Below are 15,204 nucleotides of genomic sequence, written 5' to 3'. Positions count from 1 at the left end.
CTTGTCTCGCCTCCTAGTAAAGTTTACTGCCCCAACTTAGTTTGTAATACCTGCCAAATTGATTTTTTTTCAAAACCCTTGCGCCAAGAAGCAACGCCAGCCAATTTATACTCATCGACTAAAGCAGCCTTTAAGCCGATAGATCGTTCCTCTTCCAGCCAAATTCGATAGCGCTTTCCTTCTCGTTCATATTCTGTATAATATTGACCTTCTTTTTCCAGCCAATTTACTGTTAAATGATTATTTTTGATTTTTTCTTCCGCATCAGGCATAGATAAGGTCCTTGCACGCACTTTTACAGTTCCTTCTTCGGTCTCCCGCTCTTCCCATTCACGCATATAAAAAGGCAGACCGATTAACACTTTTTCCTTGGGCACAAAGCGAAGCGTCTTATCAATACCGGCTTTTACCCAAGCAAGCGATGCTACTGAACCGCTTATCGGACTTTTCGACCAATGTTCATCATAAGTCATAACCATAACATAATCAACCGCCTTGCCAAGTCGTGATCGATCATAGCAATTCGACCAATTCGGTACATTGCTTGGTACGGTTACATCAACAGAAACTACGAGATTTTGTTTTTTGAGAATCTCTGATGCTTTTTCGATAAAAGCAGACAACGCTTCTTTATCTTGATCATAAACATTTTCGATATCAAAGTTAATCCCATCAAGTCCATAATAAGAACTATAAAATAATAAAGATGCAATTACTCTGTTTTGTGCCGTTTCACTGGCCAATAATTCATGGGTTAAATCAGGATCAAAACTATTAGTAATTAAAGCCCATACTTTATAGCCTTTACTATGAGCCAAATCTACATACTGACTATCAGCCTTACTCATAATAGCGCCACTACCGCTCACAATAGAAAACCAAGTAGGTGAAAGAACATTTAGACCTGCCACCGTCTCTTCCTTGGCTAAATCGTTGCTTGTTGCCCGCACATCCCAAGCTAAATTAATTTTGCCCGCCGGAATCCCTTTCGCTGGCAAGGCTTGAACAGAATAAGGCGCTATCGTTTTACTATTCGGCTCTAAAATAACATGACCGCTATAGTCAAAGGAACTGGCCAGACCAGTAATCATATCAAGATTAACTACATCAACATAAGGACGTCCGCCAAGCTTTACCGCCGGAAAACTCATCACCATTTTTTCTTGCAGCGACTTTTTGATTGCTTGATTGTCTGTAGTTAAGCGTCCGCTAGGTACAGTTAAGAAGACCCGATTTTCTTCACTACGGTAAACAGCGTCTCCATCTACATAGTTCTTCAAGGTTTCAAAAGAAACAAGAATTTCATTGGCATTGACATAGGCCGCATCAGAAATTGGCGCATAACCAGCTTCCGTCTTCACAACAATCGGCTTTGCCTCGCGGAAAGGCGCTGCTTCACCGTTATTTCCCATAAATATGCCAAAAAGGAATACCCACAAACATCCCCAAAAAAAGATTTTTCTACCCATGCTTTCCCCCTAAAAAGTAAAATCTTTAATTAAATTTGACAAAGCAACGAGAAAACCCTTTCTTATGAATAAAAGCCTCCTCTGCTTGCTCTTGAAAAAAAGCAGACAAAATCCCGCTTTTCAGCGAAAAACTGTCTGCTTTTATACGAAAGTCTAGCGAATTTGTCCGTCACCATCAATCAAGTACTTTGTACTCGTCATTTCTTTCAATCCCATGGGACCGCGCGCGTGAAGCTTTTGTGTACTAATGCCAATTTCGGCGCCAAAACCAAATTCACCGCCATCGGTAAAGCGAGTGGAAGCATTCACATACACAGCTGCAGCATCAACCTCCCGCTGGAAACGACGAGCCTGAAAATAATTGGTTGTTACGATCGCTTCAGAATGGCCCGTACTATACTTGGCAATATGTTCTAAAGCTTCTTCCAGATCGGCCACAACTTTGACTGATAAGATATAATCATGATATTCCGTAGCCCAGTCTTCTGCCGTTGCTGCTTTCACCTGGGAATCATAGCGCTGTGTCATTTCGCAGCCCCGTAGTTCTACCTGAGCTTCGCGATAGCGTTTAAGCATGAGCGGCAAGAATGCGTCCGCAATATTCTTATGAACTAAAAGGGTTTCCATAGCATTGCAAACGCCAGGGCGCGACACTTTCGCATTAAAAGCAATTTCTGTAGCCATCATAAGATCAGCCGACTCATCAATGAAAGTGTGGCAGACGCCTGTGCCTGTTTCAATGACTGGTACTGTACTATTTTGTACTACGGTTTGAATGAGTCCGGCGCCGCCGCGGGGAATAATCACATCAATATAGCGATTCATTTTAAGCAGCAGTTGCACAGCTTGACGGTCTGTCGTTGCAACAAGAGAAATCGCGCCTTGAGGAATCCCTGCCGCTTCGGCGGCTGTAACCAAAATTTTCGCCAAAGCTTGATTGGAAGCAAAGGCTTCCGATCCCCCCCGCAAAACAACAGCATTTCCCGTTTTCAAGCAAATTCCCGCCGCATCAACCGTTACATTAGGCCTTGCTTCATAAATCATCGCGATTACACCGAGCGGAACGCGGACTTGACGAATTTCCAAGCCGTTAGGACGCCGCTGCACCGAAAGGGTTTCACCAATCGGGTCAGATAAAGCCGCTAACTGTCGAAGGCCGTCAGCCATAGCCTGAAGACGGCCTTCGTCAAGGCGAAGCCTGTCTAATAAAGCCTCACTGAGACCGTTGGCCCTGCCTTGTGTCAAATCCTGTTCATTGGCGGCAAAAATAGCCGCCTGCTCTGTTAATAGAGCATCAGCCATCTGAAGCAGCGCCTGATTTTTCATTTCAGATGAAATGACAGCCAACTTTCTGGCAGCCGCTTTCGCCTGTTTTGCTTGTTCTTCTAACTCTCGCTCCATGACTCCCTCTGCTCCTTTTTTGTATATTATACCAACAAAGCCAGATTGTCGCGATGAATGACTTCATCATACGGTTTAGAACCTAATACAGAAGAAAATTCGTGACTATGACAGCCTTTAATGCTATCAAGATCACTACTGTTATAATTTACAAGACCACGCGCCACTTCGCGACCGCTTTCATTTACAATGCGAATGGTATTGCCTTGTTCAAAATCACCGCTAACGGCAAGAATCCCCGCAGCAAGCAAACTTGAACCAGCTAATAAAGCCTTTTCACAGCCAGCATCAATCGTTACCGAGCCATAAAGGCGCGAACCAAAAGCCAGCCAGCGTTTTCTTACATGAAGACTATTTTCTTTCGGGGAAAACAGCGTTCCAATGGCCTTTCCCGCCAAAATATCGCGAATCACACCGTCACGACTGCTTAAAGCAATCACCATGGACACACCGCTATTCATAGCAATTTTGCCTGCTTGTATCTTCGTATACATACCGCCAGTACCGCGCAGCGACCCCGGTTCTCCAGAAAGAGCTTCTATTTCCGGCGTAATATCAGCAATTTCACCAATCAGTCGAGCAGCCGGATTGACGGCAGGGTTTTCCGTATAAACACCTTCTACGTCAGATAAGATGATTAGTAAATCGGCATCGACAAGGCCAGCGACCGTAGCCGAAAGCGTATCATTGTCGCCGATCTTAAGCTCATCTACAGCAACAGCATCATTTTCATTGATGACAGGAATAACTCCCATCTTTAGCAACGTTAAGAGACTGCTACGCGAATTGGCATAACGACGCCGATTGACGGAATCTTCCCTTGTAAGCAGTACTTGGGCTACTGTTTGCCCGTATTCACCAAAGATTTTTTCATAAACATGCATTAAAATCCCTTGCCCCACAGCCGCCGCAGCTTGCTTTTCCGGGATCGTTTTGGGCTTTTCTATAAGCCCTAACCGATCCATACCAACACCGACAGCACCAGAGGTTACTAAGATCATTTCCTTGCCTTGGTTGGCCAAATCAGCCAATTCACGAACTAGTTTTTCTATACGAAACAAATTCAACTTGCCATTTTCATAAGTCAAGGTGCTTGTACCCAGTTTAACAACAATCCGCCTCGCCTTTGACAAATCTGCTCTTGTTACCATATAAAGATCTCCTTTAGCGCTGACATTCCCTTAGGGTAAAGTGATAACAGGCTTTTCTTCGTTAGGCAGATATAAAAGACCATTACGGCCAATTACCTGAACAACTAGAGCGCCAGTAGCCTCGCCGAGTTCATAGATTGCATCACTAGGATCTAGAGGACTGTTTTGCAACACCCGGACTTTAACAAGTTCTCTAGCGGTAAGCGCCTGCTTTGCACTGACTACTACCGATTCAGCAATACCGCCCTTGCCTAATTGTACGATCGGATCTAAATCCATTCCTAAAGACCGAAGATAACGTTTTTGCTTTCCTGTTAATATAATTTCTGACAAACTTTCTTCACCTACTCCTTAAATTCAAACTCCATATCGCGAATACGAACTGTATCGCCTTCTTTAATCCCTCTAGCCTTCAAAGCCTCATCAACAGCTAAGCGGCGCCAGGCCAATTGAAAACGTCTTAGGCCTTCATCATCATCAAAGTTAATCATTGCTACCATTTTATCAATTTCTCGATTTGACACAACAAAAGCGCCATCATCAGTCCGACTAATCTGAATCGCATCTTCATCTTCCGGCTGATAGAGAATCGTCTCGGTTAGAGCTTCCGGTTCTTCTACATAGCTTTCGACAAGCTGCATAGCCCGCCATAACAGCGGCTCCATCCCTTCGCCCGTAGCAGCCGATACAGGAAACACTTCATAGCCCTGTGCCGTAAGCTCAGTGGTAATCCGTGCCAAATTCTCCGCGGCTTCCGGCAAGTCTACCTTATTAGCAGCAATAAGCTGCGGTCGTTTCGCCAGACGTTCGCTATATAAACGCAACTCTTGATTAATTTTCACAAAATCCTCGAGGGGATCACGTCCATCCAGCGCCGCTGCATCAAGAACATGAATGAGCACTTTGGTCCGTTCTACATGGCGCAAAAACTCGTGTCCCAGGCCAACTCCCTCGTGAGCGCCTTCAATCAAGCCTGGAATATCAGCTAAAACAAAGCTCGCCCCTTCTTGCAGACGTACAACGCCAAGAACTGGAATGAGTGTCGTAAAATGATAAGAGGCAATCTCCGGTTTTGCTGCCGTAACACTTGCCAAGATGCTCGATTTGCCAACGCTAGGATAGCCTAATAGGCCCACATCAGCTAACAGCTTCAACTCTAGCAGCAGATTTTTCTGCTCGCCAGGTTCGCCTTTTTCAGCAAAAGTCGGCGCTTGATGGGTGCTGCTGACAAAGCGAGCATTACCACGGCCACCACGCCCCCCCTTTGCGAGGACTGCTTCTTGGCCTATTTCTGTTAAATCAGCCAAAATACGGCCGGTTTCTTCTTCTTTTACAATAGTACCGCGCGGTACTTTTACATATAAATCTTCTGCGCCACGACCATGCATATTGCTTGTCTGGCCATTGGCGCCGCGCTCAGCCTTAAACTTACGACGATAGCGAAAATCAATGAGTGTATTCATATTAGAATCCACCACAAAGATTACATTGCCGCCGCGGCCGCCATCACCGCCATTAGGGCCGCCCTTCGCCACAAATTTTTCCCGGCGGAAACTGGACATGCCATTGCCGCCATCGCCGGCCAAGACGGTAATTTTTGCTTTATCGATAAACATGATAATTCTCCTTTAAATTGCAATGGTCAAGCACTAACTCTGCTTGCTAGGTCTTACTATTTGCCAATAAAGAAAAAATTACTCTTTTTCCCCTTTGCAGCAAAGATCCCCTTTGTAGTGAAGCCGCAGCGTTTCATTGACCATATTCGTATCTTGCGCCACTTTTTCGAGATAAGCTTGAGCCTGATCGGCTTTGCCAAGCTGCAATAGCGCATGAGCTACTTGCAGATGATTCACAAAGTCATGACGCTGCGCCCGAAGCAGCCGAACTATTTCAGGGCAAACACCCTCGGGAAGCGTTAAATCCATAAGTAAAGCCTCCTTATTCACCATTAGATGAAAATTTCGGCTTCTTGGACGTAATTTCCTGTCAGTCTCCTAAAAATCGCTATTTTTGTTTTATTATTAAAAAACGCCTGCAACCAGAGACGTTGCAGGCGCTTTTTTAAGTATTAGATTGCTTCTTCCACTTTGTAGACACTGACTTGTCTATTCAAGCGGCCTTTGCGTTCAAAAGCAACTTTTCCTTCGATCAATGAATAAAGCGTATCATCGCTGCCGATTCCCACATTCTTACCAGGGTAGAAATGAGTTCCTCTTTGACGAACGAGAATGCTTCCTGCCGTAACAACTTCACCAGCCTGACGTTTTACACCCAAGCGTTTCGCTTCACTGTCACGACCATTACGGGTACTACCTACCCCTTTTTTATGAGCAAATAACTGTAAGTCAAAAGTAAACATGTCTTCACCTCCTGTGTTCTATAATTCGAACACTTTTGGGAGAAATTTTTGCAATTTCTTTCAATCCCAAAAGCATAGTCTGGCAAACCGCTTCTGTCAGATCATCAGGAACTTCTCGTAAAGTACAGTCAAGCTGCCCTTCCGCCACTTGCAAATCAAGCTCGCGCTCCAAGTGATTCATAAGTCCAAGTACGGCTGACTGCGTTAAAGCCGATACACCGGCACAAACAATATCTTTCCCGCGAGTCGCTACATTAGCATGCCCCGCTACAGAAAATCGTTTGATTTGACCAGCTAAATAAAATATTTCTATCGAAATCATTATGCTTCAATCTTTTCAATAACAACCTTAGTAAAAGGTTGACGATGACCTTGACGACGACGATAGTTTGATTTTGCTTTGTATTTGAAAACAAGAATCTTTTTATCTTTGCCATGATCAACAACTTTAGCCGATACTTTTGCACCAGCTACGAAAGGTTTGCCGATCAAAACTTCGCCTTCTTTAACAACTGTTAAAACAGAATCAAAAGCAACAGTTTCGCCTGCAGCTACGTCCAATTTTTCAATTGTTACAACATCACCTTCAGCAACGCGATACTGCTTGCCACCAGTTTTGATAATTGCGTACATCCATTACACCTCCCTTATATTCGACTCGCCGAGTAGGGTACCTTAACGGATTTATAACCTTTGTCGAGCGGTTTAGGAAGAACGACTATAAAACAGCCGTCTACAGAATTAAATTTTAACACAAGCCCCTTTTCTTGTCAAACAAAAGTCTACGTTTCATCATAAAGGAGCGAAAAGGAAGCAAAATCAAAAGAATCTACCGTTTCCAGCAAAACTTTGCGACAAATCGCCGTCTCCAGTTCAGTTAAGGCTTCTTTTTCTGATAAGATGGCTGCTACCGCTGGATGAACCTGAATTCTCACATTTCCCGCTAAAACAGATTGCGCAGCCAAATTACGCAATTTCCGCTTAATGCGAAGCGCCACTGTTTCCGGCGAAGGAATGCGGCCACGGCCCTTGCAGCAAGGACAAGGCGTAAACAACGTCGATTCCACATTCTGCCGCGTCTTTTTTCGGGTCATTTCCACAAGACCCAGCTGCGTCAGGCCTAAAATATTCGTCTTAGTCCGATCTTGCTTTAAATGCTGCTCTAACGCACTAAGAACTTGTTGCTGATCCTCGGTCTTATCCATATCAATAAAATCAATAATAATAATGCCGCCAATATCACGCAGCCTTAGCTGCCTGGCAATTTCCGCCGCCGCTTCTAAATTCGTTGTCAACACTGTATCGGCTAAACTTGTCCGTCCAATAAATCGACCGGTATTTACATCAATTACAGTAAGTGCTTCCGTCTTATCAATGACAATATAACCGCCTGACGGCAATTCCACAGTTCTTTGCCCGATTCGTTCCATAGACTCTTCGACACCATAGACGTTAAACAGACTCTGATTACCTTCGTGATAGTGAATTCGATCCAGTAAATTAGGCGACATAAATCGAACAAGATCAATGACTCGTTCATAGGCCTGCTTGTGGTTCACTACAAAGGCTTCAATTGTGTCATCAAGGGAATCCCGCACCAGACGAATCACGAGATCCGCGTCGTGATACAACAGCGCCGGTGACTTAGTGATTTTAGCCCGCGCCGAAATTGCATGCCACAAACTCGTCAAATAGGCAATATCTTTGGCAAGTACGGCTTCACTTTGACCTGCTGCTACGGTTCGAACAATAAGCCCCATGTCAGCAGGTTTTAATTGCTCTGCCAGTCCTCGTAGCCGTTCTTTTTCTGCCGCATCTTCAATGCGACGGGATATTCCGATATAAGAAACCGTCGGCATCAGTACTACATAACGACCTGGCAGCGAAATATGAGTTGTCGCCCGCGGCCCTTTTGTCCCAATTTCATCTTTTAAGATTTGAATCAAAAGATCTTGACCGACTGTAGGCTTTAAAACCCGGCTGCCGTATTCTTGCGGCGCCTTATTTGGTTCACCTACATAGAGAAAAGCGTTTTTTTCACGGCCAATATCAATAAAGGCCGCCTGCATGCCTGGTAAGACATTCTTCACTTTTCCCTTATATACATTGCCCACAAGATGACTAAAAGAAACTCTTTCAATCACCGCTTCCGCCAGTTGTCCGGCTTCCAGTAGGGCCATACGCGTTTCTTCCGGCCAAATATCCACAAGGATCTGCTTTTTCACAGGTCCCTCACCTCCTTTACAAATCTAAAGGGGTCAGTTTCTGGCCCTTATCCAAAATAAAGAGTCCCTGACGATGAATTAATGCTTGTTTTTCTTCGGCTGGAAAACCGTACTGAGCAATTAGCGCAGCTAAAACCTCTTCCGCTTTTACGCTGCCAGTCGGTTTAATATGGAGGGCTAGTGTTAAAATCACCTTGTCCGCTTCCCTTGTTAAGCGTGGCTTTGCGGCAATAAATTCTTTTAAGTCTATCTCCTTGGCGGGCCCTTTATTCTTTAGCTTCGTATAAAAAACAATAGGATCTTTCGTAAAAGCTTCTACCGCTTGCTGTGCTGCTTCCCATGGAAAATCTAGGTCTACGGAAGACGGAATAACGATATCATAAACAGCCAAATTAACGACAGCCATAAGGGCCCGCACAGGCGGCTTCATCGCCTTTCCCTGAAGGAGAGAAATGCCGCGCGGCAAAGCGTTTTGCAAAGCAGCAACAACATCTCGTAACGGTAACTCTTTCGTTAATTCAATATCAAGATACTCGCCGCTGCTTGTCGTTCCCACAGCGAGAGCGGATGCAAAAGAAAATTTCATATGCGGATTGAAGCCTTCTGAATAAGCCATCGGCAGTTTTGCCCGATGCAGCGCCCGTTCGATCGTACGCGTATAATCTAAGTGGGAAATAAATCGAATTTCTTCTTCTTTAGTAATCTGAAAGCGCAGCTTCATTTTTCGTCACTCCAATCAATCACGTTCACCTTAAGATCCTGACAAACGCCGCAGACACCGCACAGTTCCCGGCGGCAATCGACAGTCAAAGTCTCAGCACAGGCTTTGCTGTATTCCGCCAACAAAAAGTCTTTATGCACCCCAGGGCTAAGAATATCCCAAGGTAAAACTTCATCGGCTTCACGCGTCCTATGATTGTAAAAATCAGGATCTAAAACACATTCATTAAAAGCGTCTTGCCAGGCTTGAGGACGAAATTGTTCTGACCAACTATCAAACTTCGCACCGCCTTGCCATGCTTGATACAGGACTTCGCCTAAACGGCGATCGCCTCTGGCAAAAACGCCTTCCAGCATACTGACAGGCCCTTCATGATAATTATAAGTAATGCTGCGATCCTTAATAAAACTGCGCAGAAGCTGCTGTTTTCTTTGAATTTCTTCCAAGGTATTCTGGCCGAACCACTGAAAAGGCGTCTGCGATTTCGGTACAAAAGAAGACACGCTCACAGTCACCTTGGCCCCGCGTCGACCTTTAATTGTTTGATAGAGACGAACGACCTTATACGCAAGGTCGGCAATCCCCTTAATATCCTCATCTGTTTCCGTTGGCAGTCCGATCATAAAGTATAGCTTAACGCTTGTCCACCCCGAGCGAAACGCAGCGCCAACGGCTTCCATTAGATTTTCTTCGGTAACACCCTTATTAATTACATCACGCAACCGCTGCGTACCTGCTTCTGGCGCAAAGGTCAGACCGCTTTTGCGGACTTGCTGCACTTTTTTCGCCAACTCAATCGAAAAGCTGTCAAGACGCAGCGACGGCAACGACACACTGACTTTGTCCTCTTTTAAATCCTTAGTTAAAATTTCAATTAATGCTGGTAGTTGCGAATAGTCGGCTGAACTTAAAGAAGTCAAAGAAATTTCATTATAACCAGTCGAAGCAATTTGTTCTTTGGCTAACCGGACTAAGGTTTCCAGTTTCCGCTCCCGTACGGGCCGATAAATCGTGCCCGCCTGACAAAAACGACAGCCCCGTGTACAGCCGCGGAAAAGTTCCAGCATGACTCTGTCATGGACAATTTCCGTATAAGGTACGACAGGCTTTGTGGGATAATCAATGCTTTCGAGATCACAGACAACACGCTTAGCAATCGTTGTTGGCGCATTTTTCTCTATGACGTTGATTGCATCAACACGGCCGTCAGCCAAATAAGTTACTTCATAAAAAGACGGCACATAAATTCCCGCAAGCTTACTGACTAAACGCAAAAAGCCTAAACGGCCTCCTTGTTTACCGGCAAGTTTCCACTCTTTATAAACAGCAACAACTTCTTCAATCACTTCTTCGCCTTCACCGATAATAAAGAAATCAAAAAATGGCGCTAAAGGCTCAGGATTATAAACACAAGGACCGCCGCCAACCACAAAGGGATGTTCTAAGGTTCTTGCCTCTGCCCGTAGCGGAATCCGGCCAAGATCCAACATATTTAATATATTGGTATAACTCATCTCATACTGAAGCGTAAAACCAAGCAGATCGAATTCATAAAGCGGCGTAAAGGTTTCATGACTAAACAACGGAATTTCTCGCTGCCGCATTTCCTGTTCCATATCGACCCAAGGCGCATAAACACGTTCAGCCGCCGTATCAGAACGTTTATTTAAAATATGATAAAGAATCTTATAACCTAAGTAAGACATCCCAACTTCATAAATATCAGGGAAAGCGAGGGCAAAGGTCACATCAACTGAACTATGCTCTTTAATAATACTATTATGTTCATAACCCGTATACCGAGCTGGTTTTGTCACCTTACTTAACAATGCAGGATCCAAAGTAATCATAAAAGACCTCCTAATTAAAATCATATAGCACTTTCATCTCAAAGATAATCATTTTCTGCTATTCTCTTAGCAGCTCTTCGAAGGAAAGACTTATACCTTTTTGCTGAATCAAAAACCATAGCCTTGCTTCAGAAATCTTACCGACTTCATGCCATTGTTCATCAACAATAATGAGTTCATGATACACATCCGGTTGAAAGAGCGGTAATAAACGCTTTACAGAGAGTCGGCTTAATACAGTATACTGCCGTAATGGCAAACAGCCAAGCCGCTTCATACGCTCTTTTTTAAAGGCAAGCAGGCGCATTGTTCGCAGCGAAGCTGTAATTGATTCCGCTTTAGCCGCTTTCTGCAAAAAACAAGCGGCAAGTAAAAAAGTTAAATTGATGGTATGGACATAGTAAAATTCATACCCTACAAGAATGACTAAGAAGCAACCAATAAAGCGACTCACGGTAATGGTAAAGACCGTAGCACGGCTATAGCCTAGTGTTAAAGCCAATAGAGAGCGAAAAATCCTCCCGCCATCAAGCGGCAGGCCTGGTAATAAATTAAACAAAGCTAGCGATAAATTTACCGTAAAATAAAAGGAAAGTAACTCAGAAGCGATTTGATGCAACAATAAAAAAACGACGCCCGCCAAAAAAAAACTCGCTAAGGGCCCAGCAGCTGCTACAAGGCACTCTTCGAGAACCGCAGCCTCACCTAGACTGGGTGCCAAAGCAACGCCGCCAAATACCGTAAGTTCTACTTTTTCTACGGGGAAACCTAACTTTATTGCCACTAAAACATGAGCGGCCTCATGCCACAACAAAGCAGTAAGCAAAAGCAAAATTTTGCTACCAAAACCAACTACGCTAAAAAATCCGATAAATATCAGAAGGAGTAACGGAACATGAATTGTAACATCACCAATTCTCCCTACGCGCAAAAGCATCCCTTCCTTAACGGGATTTATCCACAAGTCGGCTTAACGGATCAGTCGGCTGCCCATTGACCAGAATTTCAAAAAACAGAGCACCTTCTTGTTTGTCACGTGGCGCTAAATATCCCAGTATCTGCCCCTGTGACACTAGTTCTTGCGGTTTTACCAAGACCTCAGCCATTCCAGCATAGATCGTTTCAAGTTCCGCGCTATGACGAATCACAATTTGCCGTCCGCTCATGTCGCCACTCACTTCAGAAATCTTTCCCTGGGCGGCTGCCCGCACAGCAGTCCCCTGCGGCGCACTAATTACAATACCCGTGCTAGCTGGCTGGCTTGAAGCAGGAATCACACCTTTAGACGCTATTTTATTCGGCGCGCCAAAGGATGCAATCAGCTGACCATGAACCGGAAAAATCATATATTGAAAGGGATCAATCGGTCGAAACGCGGCGGCAAAATCCTTTCCGGTCATAGCCGCAACAGTCGAAGTTATATAAGGAGTTACCGCTGACTGCAACAGCGTTAAATCTGTCTCCACAGTAAGAATCTGTTTTGCTCCATCAAGCAGAAAAAAACCAGCTTCTGTATTAGAAAGTTTCACGAGATACAGACAAAAGAAAATCATTGTTGCCACTATAGTCCGCTTCAGCCAGAGATAATTAGACGGTTCCTCGCCATAAGGCCAGTAATCACGTTCAAAATCTCGATGCAATAACTGCTTTTTCCACCGCTGAAACATCCAATCACCTCACTGCCTTAAAACTTTACTACTACTATATGACAGTGAGGATTTTTTTAACCGTAGAATAAAAAAATACACAAGTAGCCTTGTATATTTTTCTAAACAATAGCATTCAACTAATTAAAACAGGATCTTTTGACGCCGCATATAAATATTGAGCAGTATACCAATGCTAATCATATTTGTCGTAAGCGAACTAACACCATAGCTCATCAGTGGCAACGGAATTCCCGTTACTGGCATAATGCCTGCCGTCATACCTACATTTACGAGAACATGAAAGGTCAGCATAGAGGTAATTCCTGTCGCCAAAATCATGCCAAAATTATCTCTGGCTACGCCAGCTATTTTTACACCACGATAAAGCAAGAGAAAATACAACAATAAAATAATAACAGCACCGATAAAGCCAAGTTCTTCACCAATGACGGCAAAGATAAAGTCAGTATGATTTTCCGGCAAGAAATTCAATTGGCTTTGAGTGCCGCCAAAAAGACCCTTACCAAAAAGCATGCCTGAACCAATCGCAATTTTCGACTGAATAATGTGATAACCTGATCCCAAAGGATCTACATTCGGATCAATAAAAACAGTCAGACGCTTTTTCTGATAATCTTTCAGAAAGTGCCAGAAGATCGGCATTAACGCTAAAGCGCCTCCCATTAACGTGAGAAGATGTTTCATGCTCACACCGGCAATAAAAATCATTCCGAGAAGAATTGCACCAAAGACAAGCGCCGTTCCTAAATCAGGCTGTTTTAATACAAGGAGAAAAGGAATCCCAACATAGACAAAAATCGGTAAGATTTCCCGATAGGTATTTAAATGCCCTTCTCGTTTATCTAGCATATGGGCTAACGAAACAATCATGATCAATTTAGAAAACTCCGAAGGCTGTAAATTAATCGGCCCAATCTGAATCCATCGCTGGGCGCCAAGAGCCGATTGACCTAAAAACATAACAGCTAAGAGCATAACTAAATTAACGCCATATAATACATTGGCCCAACGGCCCAAAGACTTATAGTCAAAATGCAGCATAATAAAAATAATAAAAACATTTACTACAGCAAAAATACCTTGCCGCTGTACATACCAGTAACGGTCATCACTCGGAGTATTGATATGGGTCGCACTACCAATAATAACTAAACTGATAAGCAGCAAAAGTACTGTAACTGTAATCAATCCATAATCCAAATTGCGGAGCAGGCGTTGACTCAGCACGGTAAATGCCCCCCATCTAAAAAATAAATATTTGTCTTTCCCGCCTGTCGCCCTTAGCGGCGTTTCATGCTATTGACGGGAATGTTCGCGATTAATGCGACAGAGCTGCTTTCTTGCGTAAAATTAACTTCCATTTCCGCTTCATTAATATCCATGTATTTTGAAATTACACGAATCATATCTTCTTTCAACAGCTCAAGTACTTCAGGCGAAACACTAGCCCTATCATGAACAAGAACTAAGCGCAGGCGCTCCTTAGCAATGTCTTTAGACGAAGCTTTACTTGGTCCAAACATTTTCTGCAGCAAATTTAGCATGAAGCACCCTCCTTACATACCGAATAATTTTTTCAGTCGATCTAAAAAGCCTTCATGAACCGTTAAATCCATCAACGGTACATTTTCACCAATCAAACGGCGAACAATATTTTTGTAGGCTGTACTAGCAAGTGAACCTGGATTCACAACAGCTGGTTCACCACGATTTGTTGATACGACAATATACTCATCTTCCGGTATAATGCCTAATAAATCAATGGATAAGATTTCAATAATATCATCAATATCCATCATATCGCCTTTTTTAACCATTTGCGGCCGAATCCGATTTACAATCAACTTAGGTCCATTTTTCCCTTCTGATTCCAATAACCCAATGATTCGGTCAGCATCACGTACTGCTGATACCTCCGGCGTTGTAACAATAATAGCGCGATCTGCACCAGCAATCGCATTCTTAAAGCCTTGTTCAATGCCAGCAGGACAGTCAATTAACACATAATCAAAATCCTCTATCAGCTCTGCACAAAGCGCTTTCATTTGTTCAGGATTCACAGCATTTTTATCACGCGTCTGCGCCGCAGGCAATAAATACAAATTCTCATAACGTTTATCACGAATTAAAGCTTGTTTCAGCCGACAATGCCCTTCTGTGACATCAACAAGATCATAGACAATTCGGTTTTCTAGTCCCATTACTACATCAAGATTCCGTAACCCAATATCAGCGTCAATTAGTACAACTTTTTTACCAAGTAACGCAAATCCTGTGCCCAAATTGGCTGTAGTAGTAGTTTTTCCTACGCCGCCCTTGCCTGATGTAATTACAATTACTTCACCCATCTAGCGTGGT

Annotated in this window: 17 protein-coding genes; all 17 read right to left on the bottom strand. The window is 43.7% G+C overall.

Annotated features, from left to right (window positions below; genetic code table 11):
- Positions 1 to 23 precede the first annotated feature (23 nt).
- The 17 genes from AC0NJP_RS01300 to minD all read right to left on the bottom strand — a co-directional run bounded on the left by AC0NJP_RS01300 (position 24) and on the right by minD (position 15,194).
- Positions 24 to 1,469: a glycosyl hydrolase family 18 protein gene (locus tag AC0NJP_RS01300; protein WP_474698512.1), complete on the bottom strand. Its 1,446-nt coding sequence runs from the start codon at positions 1,467 to 1,469 to the stop codon at positions 24 to 26.
- Between the two features lie 153 nt (positions 1,470 to 1,622).
- Positions 1,623 to 2,870, bottom strand: a complete 1,248-nt coding sequence (locus AC0NJP_RS01295) for a glutamate-5-semialdehyde dehydrogenase (RefSeq protein ID WP_474038115.1) — start codon at positions 2,868 to 2,870, stop codon at positions 1,623 to 1,625.
- Positions 2,871 to 2,896: 26 nt separating this feature from the next.
- Positions 2,897 to 4,021: a glutamate 5-kinase gene (gene proB / locus AC0NJP_RS01290; protein WP_474698511.1), complete on the bottom strand. Its 1,125-nt coding sequence runs from the start codon at positions 4,019 to 4,021 to the stop codon at positions 2,897 to 2,899.
- A gap of 30 nt (positions 4,022 to 4,051) precedes the next feature.
- Positions 4,052 to 4,354: a YhbY family RNA-binding protein gene (locus AC0NJP_RS01285; protein WP_474698510.1), complete on the bottom strand. Its 303-nt coding sequence runs from the start codon at positions 4,352 to 4,354 to the stop codon at positions 4,052 to 4,054.
- 11 nt (positions 4,355 to 4,365) lie between these two features.
- Positions 4,366 to 5,637 carry a GTPase ObgE gene (obgE, locus tag AC0NJP_RS01280; protein WP_474038110.1) on the bottom strand — a complete coding sequence of 424 codons (1,272 nt, stop codon included), beginning with the start codon at positions 5,635 to 5,637 and terminating at the stop codon, positions 4,366 to 4,368.
- Positions 5,638 to 5,715: 78 nt separating this feature from the next.
- Positions 5,716 to 5,946 carry a Spo0B domain-containing protein gene (locus AC0NJP_RS01275; RefSeq protein ID WP_474038108.1) on the bottom strand — a complete coding sequence of 77 codons (231 nt, stop codon included), beginning with the start codon at positions 5,944 to 5,946 and terminating at the stop codon, positions 5,716 to 5,718.
- A gap of 143 nt (positions 5,947 to 6,089) precedes the next feature.
- Positions 6,090 to 6,380 carry a 50S ribosomal protein L27 gene (gene rpmA, locus AC0NJP_RS01270; RefSeq protein ID WP_474038107.1) on the bottom strand — a complete coding sequence of 97 codons (291 nt, stop codon included), beginning with the start codon at positions 6,378 to 6,380 and terminating at the stop codon, positions 6,090 to 6,092.
- A gap of 4 nt (positions 6,381 to 6,384) precedes the next feature.
- A complete protein-coding gene (locus AC0NJP_RS01265) occupies positions 6,385 to 6,702 on the bottom strand; it encodes a ribosomal-processing cysteine protease Prp (protein ID WP_474038106.1) in 318 nt (105 codons plus the stop codon).
- On the bottom strand, positions 6,702 to 7,013 hold the full coding sequence (gene rplU / locus AC0NJP_RS01260; protein WP_474038105.1) for a 50S ribosomal protein L21: 312 nt from the start codon (positions 7,011 to 7,013) through the stop codon (positions 6,702 to 6,704). Before rplU ends, AC0NJP_RS01265 begins: the two co-directional genes overlap by 1 nt.
- A 149-nt stretch (positions 7,014 to 7,162) precedes the next feature.
- Positions 7,163 to 8,605 carry an Rne/Rng family ribonuclease gene (locus AC0NJP_RS01255; protein ID WP_474038104.1) on the bottom strand — a complete coding sequence of 481 codons (1,443 nt, stop codon included), beginning with the start codon at positions 8,603 to 8,605 and terminating at the stop codon, positions 7,163 to 7,165.
- Between the two features lie 16 nt (positions 8,606 to 8,621).
- A complete protein-coding gene (locus tag AC0NJP_RS01250; protein WP_474038102.1) occupies positions 8,622 to 9,326 on the bottom strand; it encodes a TIGR03936 family radical SAM-associated protein in 705 nt (234 codons plus the stop codon).
- A complete protein-coding gene (locus AC0NJP_RS01245) occupies positions 9,323 to 11,176 on the bottom strand; it encodes a TIGR03960 family B12-binding radical SAM protein (protein WP_474698509.1) in 1,854 nt (617 codons plus the stop codon). The genes AC0NJP_RS01250 and AC0NJP_RS01245 overlap by 4 nt, the downstream gene beginning before the upstream one ends.
- A 58-nt stretch (positions 11,177 to 11,234) precedes the next feature.
- Complete coding sequence (locus AC0NJP_RS01240) at positions 11,235 to 12,107, bottom strand: site-2 protease family protein (RefSeq protein WP_474698508.1); 873 nt, start codon at positions 12,105 to 12,107, stop codon at positions 11,235 to 11,237.
- Positions 12,108 to 12,120: 13 nt separating this feature from the next.
- On the bottom strand, positions 12,121 to 12,843 hold the full coding sequence (locus tag AC0NJP_RS01235) for a murein hydrolase activator EnvC family protein (protein ID WP_474038098.1): 723 nt from the start codon (positions 12,841 to 12,843) through the stop codon (positions 12,121 to 12,123).
- A 123-nt stretch (positions 12,844 to 12,966) separates the two neighbouring features.
- On the bottom strand, positions 12,967 to 14,073 hold the full coding sequence (gene rodA / locus AC0NJP_RS01230) for a rod shape-determining protein RodA (RefSeq protein WP_474038097.1): 1,107 nt from the start codon (positions 14,071 to 14,073) through the stop codon (positions 12,967 to 12,969).
- A 53-nt stretch (positions 14,074 to 14,126) separates the two neighbouring features.
- Complete coding sequence (gene minE / locus AC0NJP_RS01225; protein ID WP_474038096.1) at positions 14,127 to 14,390, bottom strand: cell division topological specificity factor MinE; 264 nt, start codon at positions 14,388 to 14,390, stop codon at positions 14,127 to 14,129.
- 12 nt (positions 14,391 to 14,402) lie between these two features.
- Positions 14,403 to 15,194, bottom strand: a complete 792-nt coding sequence (gene minD, locus AC0NJP_RS01220; protein ID WP_474038094.1) for a septum site-determining protein MinD — start codon at positions 15,192 to 15,194, stop codon at positions 14,403 to 14,405.
- Between the last annotated feature and the right edge of the window lie 10 nt (positions 15,195 to 15,204).

It is taken from the genome of Pelorhabdus sp. sgz311002 (assembly GCF_056134285.1).
This window is presented reverse-complemented; position numbering and strand designations above follow the sequence as displayed.

What these genes read in the sequence shown, in the direction of transcription:
- minD (WP_474038094.1), bottom strand. Translation starts at nt 15,194, where the DNA reads ATGGGTGAAGTAATTGTAATTACATCAGGCAAGGGCGGCGTAGGAAAA.
- minE (WP_474038096.1), bottom strand. Translation starts at nt 14,390, where the DNA reads ATGCTAAATTTGCTGCAGAAAATGTTTGGACCAAGTAAAGCTTCGTCT.
- obgE (WP_474038110.1), bottom strand. Translation starts at nt 5,637, where the DNA reads ATGTTTATCGATAAAGCAAAAATTACCGTCTTGGCCGGCGATGGCGGC.
- AC0NJP_RS01250 (WP_474038102.1), bottom strand. Translation starts at nt 9,326, where the DNA reads ATGAAGCTGCGCTTTCAGATTACTAAAGAAGAAGAAATTCGATTTATT.
- AC0NJP_RS01300 (WP_474698512.1), bottom strand. Translation starts at nt 1,469, where the DNA reads ATGGGTAGAAAAATCTTTTTTTGGGGATGTTTGTGGGTATTCCTTTTT.
- AC0NJP_RS01295 (WP_474038115.1), bottom strand. Translation starts at nt 2,870, where the DNA reads ATGGAGCGAGAGTTAGAAGAACAAGCAAAACAGGCGAAAGCGGCTGCC.
- rpmA (WP_474038107.1), bottom strand. Translation starts at nt 6,380, where the DNA reads ATGTTTACTTTTGACTTACAGTTATTTGCTCATAAAAAAGGGGTAGGT.
- AC0NJP_RS01265 (WP_474038106.1), bottom strand. Translation starts at nt 6,702, where the DNA reads ATGATTTCGATAGAAATATTTTATTTAGCTGGTCAAATCAAACGATTT.
- proB (WP_474698511.1), bottom strand. Translation starts at nt 4,021, where the DNA reads ATGGTAACAAGAGCAGATTTGTCAAAGGCGAGGCGGATTGTTGTTAAA.
- AC0NJP_RS01275 (WP_474038108.1), bottom strand. Translation starts at nt 5,946, where the DNA reads ATGGATTTAACGCTTCCCGAGGGTGTTTGCCCTGAAATAGTTCGGCTG.
- rplU (WP_474038105.1), bottom strand. Translation starts at nt 7,013, where the DNA reads ATGTACGCAATTATCAAAACTGGTGGCAAGCAGTATCGCGTTGCTGAA.
- AC0NJP_RS01245 (WP_474698509.1), bottom strand. Translation starts at nt 11,176, where the DNA reads ATGATTACTTTGGATCCTGCATTGTTAAGTAAGGTGACAAAACCAGCT.
- AC0NJP_RS01235 (WP_474038098.1), bottom strand. Translation starts at nt 12,843, where the DNA reads ATGTTTCAGCGGTGGAAAAAGCAGTTATTGCATCGAGATTTTGAACGT.